Here is a 17,018-nt window from a genome sequence, read left to right on the forward strand (position 1 = left end):
GTCGTGAGGGCTTAACCCAACCGGCCGGATAACCATTGGCATACACGGAGAAAACGCCATGCAGGCTCTCTCGATCGCCGCCTCGGGCATGATGGCCGCCGCGGATCGTCTTAACGCTTCGGCCCAGCGCGTGGCCGCGTCGGACGCCCGCGCTAACGATGTCGACTACGTCAAGGAGCGCACCGACCAGATCGGCGCGACCACCAGTTTCAAGGCCAATGCGGCGGTCGTCCGCACGGCCCAGGACATGAGCCAGCAGCTGCTCGACCTCAAGGTCTGATTTTTAGTTTCCGAGTAGGGCTTCTCGTTCCCGCCGGTGCGTCACCCGGCCCGGACGAGTGCGCCCCGCCAGACGCCTGAAAAGCGCCCCCCTTGCCTAGGGCGTCTGGCCGCCGCCTCCCGCTTTGCCCCCTAGTCTTGCGGGAGGCGGCACCCCTTTGTGCGCCTCTACTCCGGCGTCAGCACCATCTTCAGGGCGCCGGCTTCGCGGCTCTCGAACAGCCGATACGCTTCCGCGCCCTCGCTCAACGGCAGGCGGTGGCTGACATATTTCTCTGGCCGTAGCCGTCCGGAGCGGACCAGCGGGAACAGGGCCGGCAGTTCCTCTGGCACCGAGCACGTGCCCACCCGGAAGGTCAGGCCCGCCGCGAAGGCGCGCTCCAGGGGAAAGGGGAAGCGCCTCGCTTGCTGGACGCCGATCACCGATACCACGCCGCGCGCGCGGACCAGGCGCAGGGCGGCGTCGACCGTGGCCTCGCTGCCGACCGCCTCGATCACGCAGTCCAGGCCTTTGTCCTTGGTGTCCTCGCGGATGCGGTCCCTGGCCTCGTCGGGCGAGAGCGCGATGGCGCCGGCTTCCTCGGCCAGCGCCCGGCGGCCGGGGACGGGATCTATGGCGTAGACCACGTGCGCGCCCATGACATAGGCGCTCTCGACCGCCATCAGGCCGATGGGGCCCAGACCGATCACCGCCACGCTGGACCCTGGCCGGACCTCGGCGTTGCGGGCTCCGAACCAGGCGGTGGCCAGGGCGTCGGTCATCATCAGCGCCTGCTCCATCGAGACGCCTTCGGGCACCGGCACGGCGTTCATGTCGGCGGCCGGCACACGCACGGCCTCGGCCTGCGAGCCCTGCAGTCGCGCCGAGAGGCCATAGCAGCCGAACTCGCCATATTCGCAGGTCTGGACCACGCCGGAGAGGCACGAGCGGCAGCGGCCGCAGCCCACGGCGGCCGGCAGCATGACCTTGTCGCCGACCTTCAGCTGCTGGACGCCGCGCCCGATCTCGACCACCTCGCCGACCGCCTCGTGGCCGACGCAGAAGCCCAGGTCCTCGGAGAAGCCGTGGCCGTGATAGATGTGCAGGTCCGAGCCGCAGATCGAGCAGGCGCTGATCTGGACGATGGCGTCGCGGTCCGACTGGAGCGCCGGGTCGTCCATGCTCTCGTACCGGACGTCGCGGGCGCCGTGATATCGCAGGGCCTTCATCGGTTCACTCCACTCAGAGGGACAGGCCGCCGTCGACCACAAGCGTGTGGCCGGTGACGTAGGACGCAAGCGGCGAGGCCAGGAACAGCGCCGCCCCAGCCATGTCGGCCGGCGTGCCGACGCGGCGCTGCGGGATGGCGGCCAGCGCCCCGGCCAGGCGCTCGGGGTTGGCGGTGGTGACCTTGGTCAGCTTGGTCTCCACGAGGCCCGGGGCCAGACCGTTGACCCGCACGCCCTCGGGCGCCCAGGCCTGGCCCAGGGTCTTGGTCAGGCTGATCGCGCCGGCCTTGGAGGCGGCATAGGCCGGGTTGCCGATATTGGCCTTCAGGCCCGAGATCGAGCTGACGATGATCACGCTGCCCTGGCTGGCGACGAGGGCCGGTTTGAAGCGGCGGGCGCAGTGCATCAGGCTATCGAGATTGACCGCCATCACCCGGTCCCAGCCGGCCCGCTCGAACTCGCCGCGCTTGTAGACGACCGTGCCCTGGCACAGGACCAGGACGTCGAGGGTGTCGAACGGGGCTGGGGCGGTGTCGATGGCGTCGGGGTCGCCGACATCGACCTGGGCGTAGGCGAGGCCGGTGAGGTCGCAGCCGTCGGCGGGGTCGTAGTCGGCGGCTGTGGGGCGCGTGCCCCAGATGGCGACGTCTGCGCCGCGCGCCTTGAAGGCGTGGGCGATGCCATTGCCGATGCCGCTGGAGCCGCCGACGACCAGCACGTGGCGGCCGGTGAAGTCGGTGTCGTTCATCCCTGGGCTCCTCCGTTTTCGAAGGATAGGCGCAGGTGACGTAGGGGCGGTCAAAGGGTGTGCGCTGAGCGAGCTCCCTCTCCCATAGGGAGAGGGTTGGGGTGAGGGGTTACGAGGTTCGACGGCGTGCCGGCACTCCGGTTGACGCTGTAACCCCTCACCCTCCCACCGCTTCGCGGCGGGCCCCTCCCTCTCCCTAAAGGAGAGGGGTTTTGTCATCGAGCCTTGCCAGCTCCGTATCCCGCCACCACGCATCCGCGCGGTACGCCGGCGGGGCCAGGAAGTCCACGGGCGGCATCTCGTCCACCGGGAACGCCCCCACAGCCTCCAGCGCGTCGAACCATTCGTCGCGCAGGGATGGCGGCAGAGCGCGCCCCGTCAGCGGGCAATAGTTCAGCACATAGGCCGAGACCCCATCGGCGTTGGGGATCGTGAACTCGCGCAGGGCCGGCTCGTAATAGACGATCGCGCCGTCGGCGATGGCGTCGAACAGCTCGGGGAACAGCGCGTAGTCGTGGAGCGCGCGCAGGCGCTCGAGGGCGGTGTTGGGTTCGATGCTTTCGATACCGAACACCGCCGTCAGCGTCCTACTTCGCCTGGTCCATCAGGCCGGCGAAGCGCTCGAACAGATAGAGGCTGTCGGTCGGGCCCGGCGAGGCTTCCGGGTGGTGCTGCACCGAGAACACCGGCTTGTCGGCCAGCTGGATGCCGGCGTTGGTGCCGTCGAACAGGGAGACGTGGGTCTCCTGCACCGGGGCGGGCAGGCTCTCGCTGTCCACGGTGAAGCCGTGGTTCATCGAGACGATCTCGACCTTGCCGGTGGTCAGGTCCTTCACGGGGTGGTTCGCCCCATGGTGGCCCTGTTCCATCTTCACGGTCTTGGCGCCCAGCGCCAGGGCCAGCATCTGGTGGCCCAGGCAGATGCCGAACACCGGCTTGCCGCTCTGCACCAGCTTCTGGATCTCGGGCACTGCATAGGCGCCGGTCGCGGCCGGGTCGCCGGGGCCGTTGCTCAGCAGCACGCCGTCGGGGTTGCGGGCCAGGATGTCCTCGGCCTTGGTGTCGGCGGGGACGACCGTGGCGCGGGCACCGACATGGGCCAGGGCGCGCAGGATGTTGCGCTTCACGCCGTAGTCGATGACGACCACTTCGTACTTGGGCTTGTCCAGCTTGGCGTAGCCTTCCGGCCACGACCACAGGCCCTCGTCCCAGGTGAAGGTCTGGGTGGTCGAGGCGTCCTTGGCCAGGTCCAGGCCTTCCAGGCCGGCCCAGGCCTTGGCCTTGGCGACCAGGGCGTCGAGGTCGAACTTGCCCTCGGGCGAGTGGGCGATGACGCCGTGCGGCATGCCGGTCTCGCGGATCTTGCGGGTCAGGGCGCGGGTGTCGATCCCGGCCAGGCCGATGACGCCGCGGGTCTTCATCCAGGCGTCGAAGTCGCTGTTGGCGCGCCAGTTGGCCTGCTCGGTCGGGACTTCGCGGAACAGGGCGCCGCGGGCGGCGGTCTCGGCCACGCCGGTGATCTGCTCGACGTCCTCGACGTTCGTGCCGACATTGCCGATGTGCGGGAAGGTGAAGGCGACGATCTGGGCCATGTAGGACGGGTCGGTCAGGATCTCCTGATAGCCCGTCATGGCGGTGTTGAAGCACACCTCGCCGACCGCGTCGCCGACCGCGCCGCAGCCCACGCCTTGCAGGATGGTGCCGTCGGCCAGGGCCAGAACGCCGGTGACGCCGGGGAGAAGGTCTTGGGACATTCTTGGAAGCGCTCCTGGACGCGTGCTGGTGGGGCTCATTTTTGCAAAAAAGCGGGCTGGGTGTAACCCCGGCCCGCCGCGCAAACGGCGCGGTGTCTAGGGGGTATGGGGGAGGGGGTCAACCCCTTCCGATCACGCGAATTTCGCTTGCTTCCACATTCCCGTGATCGGTGAACGGACGCCCTCGCGCGGAGGGGCGAAAAGCCCTTATGGTGCAAGGCTTACCGGCATCAAAACCAGACGAACACGGGAGGACGGCCCCATGCTCGAACTGCGCCCCAATTGCGAGTGCTGCGACGCGGACCTCCCGCCCGCCAGCGACGCGGCCCGAATCTGCACCTTCGAACACACCTTCTGCGCCGATTGCTCGGACGTGCGGTTCGAGGAGACGTGCCCGGACTGTGGTGGTGGGCTGGTGGCCAGGCCGATACGGCCGGATGCGCAGCTGCATCGGTATCCGGCGTCGCTGCGACGGGTGAACAAAGGGCACCGGTACGCGCCGACGCCGAGGCGCGAGCAGGACCGGCCGGCGGGCTGGGCTTAGGGCGGAGCCCCCTCCGGCCCTTGGGGCCACCTCTCCCGTTGCACGGGGGAGGAGAAGGCGACTTTTTCCTTCCCCGCTTGCGGGGGAGGTGGCGCGGCGCCGATAGGCGGCGTGACGGAGGGGGCGCTCTAACCGCGCCGCTTCCGAGACAACTCCACGCAAGTATCCCAAATCCCATCCGCGACACCCGTCGGATCGGCCATCACCTCCGACGCCGGATACCTCACCACCACATACCCTTCCGCCGCCATCCACGCGTCCCGTCGCACGTCCCGCTCCGGTTGGTCGCCTATGTTGTGGCCCCAGCCGTCGATCTCGATCACCAGCCTGGCGGCTGCGCAGTAGAAGTCGGCGATGTACGGGCCGATCGGGTGTTGACGGCGGAGGCGGGGACCGTCGGGTTGGCGTGCGCGCAGGCGGGTCCAGAGGATGACCTCGGGCGGCGTCAGCGCTCGGCGGAGGGCCTTGGCCTGGGTGTGGGCTTTTGAAGGTGACCTCATAGGTTGAGCTTAGCGTTCTGCGCCCCCTCCGTCACGTCGCCTATCGGCGCCGTGCCACCTCCCCCGCAAGCGGGGCAGGAGGAAGTGTCCTTTCCTGCCCCGTAAAACGGGGGGGTGGCGCGATGCGGATACGCATCGTGACGGAGGGGGCGCTCCACCGCCGCTCTTGTCAGACCTTCCCCCACACCCCGCCTCGCGACCGTGGCCTTTCCGCCGCACTGGTCAATCAAAAGGTCCGACGGCCTGCCCCAGGTAAGGTCTGACCACATTGACTTGGGAGGACTTACCTCGTAACCGTGTCTTGTGTGACCGCTACCACACCGCGTCGGACCCACTCAGGCCCAGGGAAGGGGCTGGGGCCACGTGGCGACAATGAACAAGTGCGCAGAGCACAGAGACTCTTAGGGGAGAAACATGCCGTCCACTCAACATCACGGTTCCGCCCATTCTTCGTCTTCGGTGAAGTGGCGCCTCGCCCTCATCGGCGCGACGTGTCTGACCACTCTCATGATGGGCTTCGCCGCCCAGGCTCAATCGACCCCCGCGCCGGCCCAGGCCGACGACTCGGCCGTCGAGGAAGTGGTCGTCACCGGCTACCGCTCCAGCCTCGCGGCCTCGACCAACGCCAAGCGCGACGCGGTCGGCTTCCAGGACTCGATCTTCGCCGAGGACATCGGCAAGTTCCCGGACACCAACATCGCCGAGTCCTTCAACCGCGTCCCCGGCATCACCATCAGCCGCGAAGTGACCGGTGAAGGCCTGAACATCGCCATCCGTGGCCTGGGCAGCAACTTCACCCGCGTGCTGCTGAACGGCGCGCCGGTGGCCGTGGCCTCGACGGGCCGCACCGACGCCCAGAGCACCGGCCGCGACGTCGACCTCGACATGTTCCCGACCGAACTGTTCAGCCAGCTGAGCGTCAACAAGTCGCCGCTGGCCAGCCTGGTCGAAGGCGGCGCCGCCGGCACCGTCAACATGCGCAGCGCCCGTCCGTTCGACGGCAATGGCCGCCGCGTCAGCTATTCGGCGCAGGCTACCCGCGGCCAGCACGCCGACAAGTGGGGCGGCCGCGGCTCGTTCATCGCCAGCGACACCTGGGGCGACTTCGGCGCCCTGGTCGGCGTCACCGCCGTGCGCAACTACGTCAACACCCCCGGCTTCGAGACCATCGGCTGGACCAACGCCAACCTGTCGGCCGCCCAGTGCGGCGCGGCCACGGGCTGTAACAACACCGGCGGCGGCAACTGGACGATCCCGGCCACGGTGCCGGCCAACGCCGGCAACAGCCTGGTCACCGGCGCGACGCTCGACAAGGCCGCCCTGCTGGCGCTGAACCCCGGCCTGTCGATCCAGCAGATCGACAACGCCCTGATCCCGCGCCTGGGCCGTCAGGCCGAGAACTTCGGCCGTCGCGATCGCGTCAACGCCATCGCCTCGTTCGAGTGGAAGCCGACCGACGACCTGCACTTCTACCTGGACAGCATGTACGGGAAGAAGAAGAACAACCTGGAACGGATCGACATGGACTGGGTCGGCCGCAACGGCGCGGCGATCCCGATCAACATGAAGGTCGACCGCAGCGACTGCTCGAACGGTTGCGTCGTCACCGAGGGCACGTTCGCCAACGCCCAGATGTTCATGACCTATCGGCCGTTCATCGAGAACACCAACTTCTACGGCGTCAATCCGGGCTTCGACTGGCAGCTGACCGACAAGCTGAAGTTCGAGGGCCAGGCCAACTACACCAAGAGCAAGTTCCACCGGGAATCGCCCAGCGTCCTGCTGATCACCCCGGCCAGCTCGGGCCTGACCGTCACCTACAAGAACGACGGCGGCATCCCCAGCATCAAGTCCAGCGTCGACGTCAACGATCCCAAGAACTTCGGCTGGCCGGGCGGCCGCGTGAACATCCAGGACGAGCGTCGCGAGACCGAGACCAAGGGCGTTCGCGGCAACTTCACCTGGGGCGACGACCACCTGAACCTGAAGTTCGGCGGCGCCTATGACGACGTCTCGCGTCGCATCACCGCCTATGACAACAGCCAGGCCTGGCAGAACGCGATCTGCGGCAACAACCCCAGCGTCTTCCTGCCCTCGCCCAACAGCCAACCGGCCTGTAACGGCGACAACCTGCCCGGCACGCCGGCCGGCTATCCGACCTATCCGGGCTACGGCACGGGCTTCACCGCCGGCAAGACCGGCCCGGTGACCTATGCCGGCTCGCTGATCCCCAACAGCGTGATCAGCAGCTACATGAAGCCCGGCTCGTACGGCTTCGTGAACCTCGACTGGGACCGCCTGGCCAAGGACGGCCAGTACGCGAAGTTCCACGACAACGCCCCGGCGGCCGGCTCGTCCAACACCGGCGCGGCGGGCGGCTTCATCGGCGAAAAGACCTACGGCCTGTTCGCCGAGATCAACGGCGTGGCCACCCTGGCCGACAACGATCTGCACTATAACGCCGGCATGCGCTGGGTGCGGACCGAGCAGACGATCGGCGGCACGATCTCGATCCCCGATCCGCGCAACACTCCGGCGGGCCTGCCGGCCGGCCAGACGCAGATCGCCGACGGCGCGCGCTATCCGAACATCAGCAACCAGACCTATATCGACAACGAGTACGACAACTGGCTGCCTTCGGCCTCGGCCTCGTACAACGTGTCGGAGCACGCGGTGGTCCGGGCCTCGCTGTCGCGCACCATGACGCGCCCCGACCCGAACGCCCAGCTGCCGGGCCTGAACTTCTCCACTCCGTCGGCGGACGTCGGTTCGGTCGGTAACTCGGCCCTGGAGCCGTACATCTCCGACAACATCGACCTGGGCTTCGAGTACTACACCGGCGGTGAAGGCTATATCGGCTTCGCCACCTTCCGGAAGTCGGTCACGGGCTTCACCCAGAACCAGAACGTCACGACCCCGTTCTCGGCCCTGGCCGCCTACGGCGTGACCTATGACGCCCTGACCCCGACCCAGCAGGCGGCCATCAACGCCCGCGGCGGTCCGACGGTGGCCACGGTCGTGCTGACCCAGCAGGTCAACGCCTCGGGCAAGCTGACGGTCAACGGCCTGGAAGCCAACTGGGTCCAGCCGCTGGACTTCGTGCTGGAAGACATCGGCCTGAAGGGCTTCGGCTTCCTGGCCAACGCCACGATCATCGACCAGAAGGGCGAGGGCGCCGCCCCCGCCACCGCCCTGGGCGTGGCCAAGTACACCTACAACGTCACCGGCTACTACGAGCGGGGCGGGGTCTCGGCCCGCGTCTCGACCACCTTCACCAAGGGCTCGCAGTCCAGCGGCCTGAACCAGAACGGCATCCCGAACGCCGCGATCTTCAGCGACGACTATCGCCAGTACGACTTCTCCTCGAGCTTCGATCTGGACCAGATCCTGAAGCGCAAGGGTCTGCCGCAACTGACGTTCGACGTGATCAACTTCACGGGCGCCAAGCAGCGCAGCTACTTCCAGTTCGAGAACGCCACCTTCACTTCGTACGACCCGGGTCGGACCGTCATGATCGGTCTCCGCGGCCGCTTCTAAGTCTATCCCTCCCCCCAACCCGGGATTACTGGGGCGGCGCTTGCGCCGCCCCTTTTCTTTGGTGAGATGGCGCCATGGCTTTTCGACCCTTCCTGACCCTCCTGGCTTGCGTGACGCTGGCCGCTCCCGCTCAAGCCACTCCGCGCTGGGTGGGTGTCTGGGCGACGGCGGTGATGCCCGCCGACGCCAGCAGCGCCTTGCCGGACGAGGCCCTGCGCGACGCCACCCTGCGCCAGCGGGTTAGGGTCACCGCCGACGGCCGCCGCATCCGCCTGAGGCTGACCAACGACCACGGGACGGCACCGTTGGTGCTGGGCGGGGTCCACGTGGCTCTGGCCGCCGACAAGGCCGGGACGAACACGCCGGGAACCGACCGCACGGTGACCTTCGCCGGACGAGCGCAGGCCGAGATCGCGGCCGGGGCCTACATGCTGTCCGACCCGGTCGAACTGCCGGTGAAGGCCGGGCAGTCGCTGGCGATCTCGATCCACTTCACGGGCGCGCCGGCCGGCCAGACCCTGCACCACATGAGCCAGACCACCGGCTGGCTGGCCCCTGGCGACCAGACGGCGGCCGCAACGATGTCAGACGCCAAGCCGGTTGCGCACTGGTGGCAGATCGCCGGCATTGAGGCGGAAGGCGAGGGCGCGGCCGTGGCGATCCTGGGCGACTCCCTGACCGACGGCCACGGCGCGACGCTGGACGCCGACGACCGCTGGCCCGACGTGCTGGCCGACCGGCTGAAGACCGCCGGCGTCAAGCTGTCGGTGCTGAACCTGGGCATCTCCGGCAACCGCCTGACCCGCGAGAACAGCGGCCCCAGCGGCCTCTCGCGCCTGGACCGCGACATCCTCTCGCAGGCGGGCCTCTCGACCGTCATCCTGTTCGAGGGGACCAACGACCTGGGCAAGATCTCCCGCGAAGGCCCAGTGACGCCCGAGGTGCGGGCCCGCACCGTGCGAGCGGTGATCGAGGGCTATCAGCAGGTGATCCTGCGGGCCCATGCGCGCGGTGTGCGGGTGCTGGGCGCGACCCTGATGCCGTTCGGCGGCACCAACTTCTACCGCTCGGACGCCGACGCCGAGGCCGACCGCCAGGCGGTCAACAAATGGATCCGGACGTCCGGCCAGTTCGACGGGGTGATCGACTTCGACGCCGTGGTCCGCGATCCCGCTGCGCCCGATCGCCTGTCCGCGCGCTATGACCTGGGCGACCGCCTGCACCTGTCGCCAGGGGGCTATCGCGCCCTCGCCGAGGCGGTGCCCCTGGCGCTTTTGAACAGGCCTGACGGACAACATGCCGCAGCGGCGCATCCGTCCAAGATTCAGGTCCGTTAACGCTTCAGGGTGCAAGCTCCAGCGTGCAAGGAGCACCGTCCATGACCCCCGCCGCCGCCCCGCTGAAGCAACCCTCGTTCTCGGCCGTCAAGCTGACCGAGACCCTTCTGCACGTGGCCCTCTCGGCGGCGATCCCGATCAGCGCGGTCGTGTTCGTGGTGCTGAGCTTTTAAGGACGCGGGAGCGTTCGAGGCCGCCCAAGCTCAATCCTAACATCCGTCATTCCCGCCCTTGTGGCGGGAACCCCTCTGTCCGCCGCAAGGGCAGTTGAGGCGGACTGCTGAGCAGTCCGCTTGCGGCTCACGTGTCAGCTGAACCAGGGGTTCCCGCCACAAGGGCGGGAATGACGGGAGTTGGGGTGGCTGCGGTCGTTCTCGTTCGTCTCTCGCAAAAAACATTATCGCGATAATAAAAATGCTTGACGCTCCGATCCCCCCGGGTTTATCCATCTCGTTATCGCGATAAACATTATCGCAAACGCATCCAGAGGGAGTTACCGACATGACCGCCATCCGCACCCTGATCGCTTCCGCCGCCGCCCTGACCCTGGCCGCCGGCTTCGTCCCCGCCCACGCCCAGACGGCCAAGGCGCCGGTCAAGAACATCGTCCTGGTCCACGGCGCCTTCCTCGACGGTTCGGGCTGGCAGGGCGTCTACAAGATCCTGAAGAAGGACGGCTACAAGGTCACCATCGTCCAGAACCCGACCACCTCGCTGGCCGACGACGTCGCGGCGACCAAGCGCGTGCTGGCCGAGAGCGACGGCCCGGCCATCCTGGTCGGCCACTCGTATGGCGGCCTGGTGATCTCGCAGGCCGGCGTCGACCCCAAGGTCGCGGGCCTGGTCTATGTCGCCGCTTTCGTGCCGGAGAAGGGCGAGTCGATCTCGTCGCTGAACGCCAACCCGCCGGCCGGCGCCCCGGTCCCGCCGATCGTCGCCAGCGCCGACGGCTATCTGCAGCTGGATCGCGCCAAGTTCGCCCAGGCCTTCGCGGCCGACGTCGATCCGGCCGAGGCCGCGTTCATGGCTGACTCCCAGCAGCCCTGGAAGGCCACGACCCTGGGCGAAGCCGTCACCGAAACCGCCTGGAAGACCAAGCCCAGCTGGTACCTGGTCGCGGCCCAGGACCGCATGATCCCGCCGTCGGCCCAGCGCGCCATGGCCGCGCGCGGCAAGCTGCACACGGTGGAGTCGGACGGCAGCCACGCCATCTTCGCCTCGAAGCCGGAAGTGGTCGCCAAGGTGATCGAGGAGGCGGCCCAAAACGCTTCGAAGTAAGCGTCAGGTGAAATCCCCGGAGTGCTCAGCACTCCGGGGCGCCTTTCTAGAGATCGCCTCGACCTCGCAGCCGCGCCCAGTTCTGGGTCGCGGCCTCGCCTGGTTGGCCCAGCGCCTCGTCCAGGTGGACCAGGATCCGCGCGGCGCCGAAGACCAGCAGCCACACGATGGCGAAGAACCGGATGAGATCGGCCTGCGGATGGACGGTGTGGGCGGCCCAGGCCATGAGGCCAAGGAAGCCGCCGAGGCCGGCGACCAGCAGGATCATCAACAGGCGGCGGTGAGCGGGGGAGGGCATGTACATGGCGGTCTGTCCACTTGACCCGCCTTCAGTACCCCCGCCCCGCATAAGCGCGCTGTATGGCCTAAGCCCCTGTCGCGTAAGGGCCGCGTAAAGCTCAGCCGATCGCGTCCAGCCCGTCCATGATCGCCGTCAGGGCCAGCACCGTCTGGGCCTCCATGGCGCTATGCCCCGCATTGGTGGCGACATAGCTGGCCGGCGTCGCGCCCACCTCCGCCATCGCCGCGATCAGCCGCGAGGCCTGGGTCAGCGGGCAGACCTGGTCGAAGCGGCCGTGGACGATGTGGGTCGGGATGGCGGCGATCTTGCCGACATTGCCGACGATGTAGTCCGGCTCCAGGAACAGGCCGTTGGCGAAGAAGTGGGCCTCGATCTGGGCGAAGCACAGGGCGAAGTCCGCCTCGCCGAACTTCCCCGGATCGCTGTCCTGCGGGATCATGTTCGAGATCGTGCCTTCCCAGACCGACCAGGCCACGGCGGCGCGCAGCTGGCGCTCGCGGTCGGCGTCATTGGCCGGCACCATGTCGAAGATCGCCTTGTAGGCGGCCATGATGTCGCCGCGCTGCTCGGCCGGGATCTCCTCGACGAAGGCCTTCCACTCGGTGGGATAGGTGACGTAGCTGCCCGGCTCGGTCAGGGCGTAGGGCGCTTGCGTGAACGTCGCCGCATTGCCCTGGTACATGTAGAGCAGGTCCTCGGTCGCGCCGAGGAAGATGCCGCGCAGGATCAGCGAGGCGACCTTGTCGGGATGGCGGATGCCGTAGACGAGGGCCAGGGTGCTGCCCCAGCTGCCGCCGAACACGTGCATCTTGCCGGTGATGCCCAGGGCGTCGCGGAGCTTGTTGATGTCGTCGACCAGGTGGTCGGTGTCGTTGCGCACCAGGGCCACCTGGGGGCCATGCGTCGCCACGGTCGGCTCGCTCTTGCCGCAGCCGCGCTGGTCGAACAGGATCACCCGATAGCGCTGAGGATCGAAGAACCGCGACATCACCGGCGCGCACGCCCCGCCCGGACCGCCGTGCAGGTACATGACCGGCTCGCCGTCCGGATTGCCGTATTCTTCCCAATAGAGCTTGTGGTCGGGCCCCTGGTCGACCTGCAGCAGGCCGGAGCGGTTGGCCGGCTTCAGCGGATACTTCCACTCGGTGGTGACGGTGGAAACGGCCTGCAGCTTCGAGAAATCCATGGGGGCTCACCTTCGTTCGAGGCTGAAGGCCTAGCGCGCCGGCGGGCGAAGGTCACGACCCCTTTTCCGGCGCGGGGCGGGCCGCTATCTGTCGCCCATGAGCACGATCACCACCGTCGGCGTCGACGCCGACGACACCCTCTGGCATTGCGAAAGCAAGTTCCGGCTGTCGCACGCGCGGTTCCTGGACCTGCTGTCCGATCACGGCGATCCCGAGAAGATCGAGAGCCAGCTCTTGGCCGTCGAGAAGCGCAATTTGCGGGTCTATGGCTACGGGGCCAAGGGCTTCACCCTGTCGATGATCGAGACGGCGCTGGAGGTCACCGACGGGGCCGTCGACACCCGGGTGATCCGCGAGATCCTGGCCGTGGGCCGCGAGATGCTGACCGAGCCGATCGAGCCGCTGTCGGGCGTCGACAAGGCGCTGGCCGAGCTGTCGGACCGCTACCGCCTGATCCTGATCACCAAGGGCGACCTCCTGCACCAGGAGCAGAAGCTGGCCTCGTCGGGGCTGGGCGACTACTTCGTGGCGGTCGAGATCGTGTCGGAGAAGGACGCCGGCACCTATCGCCGGGTGTTCGAGCGCTATGGCACTGGCGCGGAGCAGGCGGTGATGGCCGGCAACTCGATGAAGTCCGACATCCTGCCGGCGCTGGAGGCCGGCTGCTGGAGCGCCCTGATCCCGTACCCGCTGGTCTGGTCGCACGAGGCGGCCGAGGCCCCGGTCGGGCATGAGCGGTATGCGGAGCTTGGCAGTATCAGCGAGCTGCCGGGGTGGGTGGATCGGATCGCTTCCCAAGCCTAGCGATCCAGTCGCGGGCAGGGCGCTCGAAGCTGATCAGCGACAGGTAGGCGATCGGGATCAGCAGGATCACCCACGCCAGGCACCACAGCCGCATGGCGTCGCCGTTCAGGCCCCACATCCCCAGCCCGACCCAGTTCAGCGCGATCTTCAGCGCGATCGGGTGCAGCAGGTAGAGGCTGAAGCTGAGCTGCGCCCACGGGGCGAGGCGCGCGCTCACCCCGCCCTGGACGCCCTGCGCGTCGGCCGCGACGCCGGCCAGGCCGACGGCGTAGATCACCAGGAGCAGGGTGGTGCGCGAGGCGCCGGCGAAGGACGCCGCGAAGAACGCCGCCAGCAGGGCCCACATCACGAAGCGGGCGAACGGCAGCTTGGCCAGGGCGCCCCGCAGCTGGAACGCCAGCATCCCCAGCATGAAACCGGGCACGGCGCGGGCGACGCCGAAGTCGTAGGTCCACTGCGAGAAGGTCTCGCCGGTGCGGGAGACCCACAGCAGCAGCGCCAGGCTGCCGAACGCTGCGAGGGCGGTGGCCCACCAGCCCCGGGCGGTGATCCAAAACAGCAGCGGCAGGGCGATGTACATGCCCATCTCGGCGCTGATCGCCCAGCTGACGAAGTTCCAGGTCTGGGCGTGGCAGGTTCCCCAGGCGTGGATGAAGAGGAGGTTCTGGGCGATGCAGGAGGCGTCGTAGCGGGATGGATCGCGCTCGTTCAGCACCCCCGCCCAGCCGAGGGCGGCGATGGCGACGAACACCAGCATGGTGGCCCAGTGCAGCGGCCCCAGGCGCGCGACGCGCTTCTGCAGGAAGTCGCGGTACTTGGCGACGGTGGTCAGGCGGCCGGTGTAGATCGCGGCCATGACGTAGCCGGAGATCAGGAAGAACAGGTCGACGATCAGGCTGAAGGCCTTGATCGTGTCGTCGGCCGGCTGCCAGTGGCCGTCGAGGTTGATGAAGCGGTTGAAGTGGAAGGCCACGATCATGACGGCCCCAACGATGCGCAGGGCGTCGAGGTGCAGCATCTGGTCGGAGTCGGGTTTCAGGGGCGGGAGCTTCATGGGGAAGCTGTGGCATGGGACGCGTGCGGCGCCCAGATAGATGCTCCCCCGCGATGCGGGGGAGCTGTCGCGAAGCGACTGAGGGGGCTAACTGGAGCGAGGCCGTGCTGGCCCCCTCCGGCCCTCTGGGCCACCTCCCCCGCATCGCGGGGGAGGATCTATAAAGTTAAATCGCCACCCGCTTGGCGATCGCGCTCCGCCGCGCCTTCGTCTCCTGCTGGGCCTTCTGCACGGCCTCGGTCTCGGTCGCATGCAGCAGGTGGTCGATCACCCGCTCCAGGTGATCACGCATCGCTTGCCGCGCCGACGCCGGATCGCGGGCCTTCAACGCATCCACCACCCGGCGGTGCTCGACGATCCGAGGCTCCAGGCCCATGCCCCGCGCGCGCGTCAGGATGTTCCGCGCCAGCGGCGAGCGATTACGCCAGTCCCAGAGGTTCTCGATCGTCGCGATGATCGCGCCGTTGCCGGTGGCCCTCGCGATGATCATGTGGAAGTCGCGGTCGGCGTCCTCGCCCCGGATCTCCTCCTCGACATGCATGCGCTCCAGCAGGCCTTCCAGCTCGCCGATCTGCTCGTCGCTGATCGAGGTGGCGGCCAGGGCCGCGGCCTCGCCCTCGAACAGGCGGCGGGCCTCGATCAGCTCGAAGGCGCCGATCTCGAAGTCGATGTCGGCCGACGGGGCCACGGGGCGGACATTGCCGGTGACATAGATGCCCAGGCCGTGGCGGGCCTCGATCATGCCCAGCATTTCCAGGGCGATCATCGCCTCGCGCAGGGTGGGGCGGCTGACCCCGAACTGCTCGGCCAGCTCCCGCTCGGTCGGCAGGCGGTCGCCCAGCTTGTACTGCCCCGCCTCGATGGCGTCGGCCACGGAGTCGGCGATCTTGCGGTAGAGCTTGACGTTGTCTGACATGGGTCGAGGAGGCTCGGAAAGGACGCTTGTGCCCATGCGGGCGTTGTCGGGACCCTGATTCACTAACACGGGGACCGGCGCGAATTGTCCTACTTTTTCTCCCTCTACGACCACGAGGTCAGGTTTTGCCCCGCCTCATGGCCTGACCAAGGCGTCACCAGTCGTGCATCGAGCCGTCCAGGCGGCGGGCGACGGGCAGATAAGCGCGCTGATAGGGGTATTTCGCCGCCAGCGCTTCGTCGATGTCGACGCCCAGGCCGGGCGCCTCGCCCGGGTGCAGCATGCCGTCGTTGAAGGTGTAGCTGTGCGGGAACACTGCGTCCGTCTCCGGCGTGTGCCGCATATATTCCTGGATGCCGAAGTTGGGGATCGACAGGTCGAAGTGCAGGGCCGCGCCCATGCAGACCGGCGACAGGTCGGTGGCCCCGTGGCAGCCGGTCCGCACGTGGTGCAGGTCGGCGAAGCTGGCCAGCTTCTTCAGGTGGGTGATGCCGCCGGCGTGCACGACCGTGGCGCGGATGTAGTCGATCAGCTGTTCCTCGATCAGCTGCTTGCAGTCCCAGACCGAGTTGAAGATCTCGCCCACGGCCAGCGGCGTCGTGGTGTGCTGGCGGATGATCCGGAAGCTGGACTGGTTCTCGGCGGGGACAGCGTCCTCCATCCAGAACAGGCGGTAGGGCTCCAGGTCCTTGCCCAGGCGGGCGGCCTCGATCGGGGTCAGGCGGTGGTGGACGTCGTGCAGCAGGTGCAGGTCCCAGCCCAGGCGCTCGCGGGCGGCGGCGAACAGGTCCGGCGCGCTGCGCAGATAGCGCTCGGTCGACCAGATGGTCTCCTTGGGCAGGTCGCTGTCGGCCGGCTCGTAGAAGAAGCGGTCCTTGGAGACGCCATAGGCCCCCGGCATGCCCGGCACGCCGGTCTGCAGGCGGATGGCTTTGTAGCCCTGGGCGGCATAGTGGGCGGCGTTGTCGAGGGTTTCCTCGATCGTCTCGCCATTGGCGTGGCCGTAGACCATGACCCCCGTGCGGCAGGCGCCGCCCAGCAGCTGGTAGACCGGCAGGCCGGCGATCTTGCCCTTGATGTCCCACAGCGCCATGTCGACCGCGGCGATAGCCGCCATGGTCACGGGGCCCCGACGCCAGTAGGCGCCCTTGTACAGGTACTGCCAGATGTCCTCGATCTGGTGGGCGTCGCGGCCGATCAGGCAGGGGATGACGTGCTGGGTCAGATAGGCCTCGACCGCCAGCTCGCGGCCGTTCAGGGTCGCGTCGCCGATGCCGTAGACGCCTTCGTCGGTCACGATCTTCAGGGTCACGAAGTTGCGACCCGGGCACGTGACGATGGTCTTGGCGGCAATGATCTTGGGCATGGTGGCCTTGGAGGACGCTTTTTCTGCAATCGTTTGGCGGGACCGAAAGACCGATGACGCGCCTGATGCGAGGCGCGGGGCGTCCATCTTCCTCCCTGCCTACCGGTTTACCGCTACCATGAGGGTTGTCAACCCAGTGGTCTGACCACTATGACAGGGTGACCCGACCTTTTTTGTCGGTGCAAGTTTCAAATAAGCCGTTCT

General features: G+C 67.9%; 17 protein-coding genes and 3 pseudogenes. 10 read left to right on the forward strand and 10 right to left on the reverse strand.

Annotation, left to right across the window (positions count from 1 at the left end):
• Positions 1-58: 58 nt before the first annotated feature.
• Positions 59-280, forward strand: coding sequence for a flagellar basal body rod C-terminal domain-containing protein (locus tag AC07NI_RS23945; protein WP_494623804.1), 222 nt, complete (start codon positions 59-61; stop codon positions 278-280).
• A pseudogene (locus AC07NI_RS23950) lies at positions 280-435 on the forward strand (hypothetical protein); the annotation flags it as partial. The gene AC07NI_RS23945 and the pseudogene AC07NI_RS23950, both read left to right, overlap by 1 nt.
• Positions 436-447: 12 nt before the next feature.
• Here the strand turns inward: AC07NI_RS23950 and AC07NI_RS23955 are convergent.
• The gene (locus AC07NI_RS23955) at positions 448-1,488 is read right to left on the reverse strand and encodes an alcohol dehydrogenase family protein (protein ID WP_494623805.1); all 1,041 of its coding nucleotides are present in this window, start codon (positions 1,486-1,488) and stop codon (positions 448-450) included.
• 13 nt (positions 1,489-1,501) lie between these two features.
• Positions 1,502-2,236, reverse strand: a complete 735-nt coding sequence (locus AC07NI_RS23960) for an SDR family NAD(P)-dependent oxidoreductase (protein WP_494623807.1) — start codon at positions 2,234-2,236, stop codon at positions 1,502-1,504.
• 101 nt (positions 2,237-2,337) lie between these two features.
• Between AC07NI_RS23960 and AC07NI_RS23965 the strand changes: the two are divergent.
• Positions 2,338-2,433 (forward strand): annotated as a pseudogene (locus AC07NI_RS23965) (hypothetical protein); the annotation flags it as partial.
• Here AC07NI_RS23965 and AC07NI_RS23970 read toward each other — a convergent pair.
• Positions 2,433-2,810, reverse strand: a complete 378-nt coding sequence (locus AC07NI_RS23970; protein WP_494623808.1) for a DUF6980 family protein — start codon at positions 2,808-2,810, stop codon at positions 2,433-2,435. The pseudogene AC07NI_RS23965 and the gene AC07NI_RS23970 overlap by 1 nt on opposite strands.
• Before the next feature lie 13 nt (positions 2,811-2,823).
• Entirely contained in the window at positions 2,824-3,990 is a 1,167-nt protein-coding gene (gene carA / locus AC07NI_RS23975; protein WP_494623810.1) for a glutamine-hydrolyzing carbamoyl-phosphate synthase small subunit, read from the reverse strand.
• Between the two features lie 262 nt (positions 3,991-4,252).
• Here carA and AC07NI_RS23980 point away from each other — a divergent pair, with 262 nt between their 5' ends.
• The gene (locus tag AC07NI_RS23980) at positions 4,253-4,534 is read left to right on the forward strand and encodes a DUF1272 domain-containing protein (RefSeq protein WP_494623812.1); all 282 of its coding nucleotides are present in this window, start codon (positions 4,253-4,255) and stop codon (positions 4,532-4,534) included.
• 28 nt (positions 4,535-4,562) lie between these two features.
• A pseudogene (locus AC07NI_RS23985) lies at positions 4,563-4,640 on the forward strand (hypothetical protein); the annotation flags it as partial.
• 22 nt (positions 4,641-4,662) lie between these two features.
• On the opposite strand, the gene AC07NI_RS23990 reads toward AC07NI_RS23985, so the two are convergent.
• Positions 4,663-5,034, reverse strand: coding sequence for an endonuclease domain-containing protein (locus tag AC07NI_RS23990; RefSeq protein ID WP_494623814.1), 372 nt, complete (start codon positions 5,032-5,034; stop codon positions 4,663-4,665).
• A 507-nt stretch (positions 5,035-5,541) separates the two neighbouring features.
• On the opposite strand from AC07NI_RS23990, the gene AC07NI_RS23995 reads away from it, so the two are divergent.
• The 4 genes from AC07NI_RS23995 (at position 5,542) to AC07NI_RS24010 (ending at position 11,186) form a co-directional block, all read left to right on the forward strand.
• Positions 5,542-8,571: a TonB-dependent receptor gene (locus tag AC07NI_RS23995; protein WP_494623816.1), complete on the forward strand. Its 3,030-nt coding sequence runs from the start codon at positions 5,542-5,544 to the stop codon at positions 8,569-8,571.
• Positions 8,572-8,645: 74 nt separating this feature from the next.
• Entirely contained in the window at positions 8,646-9,908 is a 1,263-nt protein-coding gene (locus AC07NI_RS24000) for an SGNH/GDSL hydrolase family protein (RefSeq protein ID WP_494623818.1), read from the forward strand.
• A gap of 41 nt (positions 9,909-9,949) precedes the next feature.
• Entirely contained in the window at positions 9,950-10,081 is a 132-nt protein-coding gene (locus AC07NI_RS24005) for a hypothetical protein (RefSeq protein WP_494623820.1), read from the forward strand.
• Between the two features lie 328 nt (positions 10,082-10,409).
• On the forward strand, positions 10,410-11,186 hold the full coding sequence (locus AC07NI_RS24010) for an alpha/beta fold hydrolase (RefSeq protein ID WP_494623822.1): 777 nt from the start codon (positions 10,410-10,412) through the stop codon (positions 11,184-11,186).
• Between the two features lie 46 nt (positions 11,187-11,232).
• Here the strand turns inward: AC07NI_RS24010 and AC07NI_RS24015 are convergent, their stop codons facing one another.
• The gene (locus AC07NI_RS24015; protein ID WP_494623825.1) at positions 11,233-11,490 is read right to left on the reverse strand and encodes a hypothetical protein; all 258 of its coding nucleotides are present in this window, start codon (positions 11,488-11,490) and stop codon (positions 11,233-11,235) included.
• Positions 11,491-11,584: 94 nt separating this feature from the next.
• A complete protein-coding gene (gene pip / locus AC07NI_RS24020; protein WP_494623827.1) occupies positions 11,585-12,673 on the reverse strand; it encodes a prolyl aminopeptidase in 1,089 nt (362 codons plus the stop codon).
• Positions 12,674-12,770: 97 nt separating this feature from the next.
• Between pip and AC07NI_RS24025 the strand changes: the two genes are divergently transcribed.
• Positions 12,771-13,478, forward strand: a complete 708-nt coding sequence (locus tag AC07NI_RS24025; RefSeq protein ID WP_494623829.1) for an HAD family hydrolase — start codon at positions 12,771-12,773, stop codon at positions 13,476-13,478.
• Here the strand turns inward: AC07NI_RS24025 and AC07NI_RS24030 are convergent.
• The 3 genes from AC07NI_RS24030 to manD form a co-directional block, all read right to left on the reverse strand.
• A complete protein-coding gene (locus AC07NI_RS24030; RefSeq protein WP_494623831.1) occupies positions 13,432-14,532 on the reverse strand; it encodes an acyltransferase family protein in 1,101 nt (366 codons plus the stop codon). The two genes, AC07NI_RS24025 and AC07NI_RS24030, sit on opposite strands and share 47 nt — an antisense overlap.
• Before the next feature lie 166 nt (positions 14,533-14,698).
• Positions 14,699-15,448, reverse strand: coding sequence for a FadR/GntR family transcriptional regulator (locus tag AC07NI_RS24035; protein ID WP_494623833.1), 750 nt, complete (start codon positions 15,446-15,448; stop codon positions 14,699-14,701).
• Between the two features lie 154 nt (positions 15,449-15,602).
• Positions 15,603-16,814, reverse strand: coding sequence for a D-mannonate dehydratase ManD (manD, locus tag AC07NI_RS24040; protein ID WP_494623835.1), 1,212 nt, complete (start codon positions 16,812-16,814; stop codon positions 15,603-15,605).
• Positions 16,815-17,018 lie beyond the last annotated feature (204 nt).

The organism is Caulobacter sp. GW821-FHT10E02 (assembly GCF_059415225.1).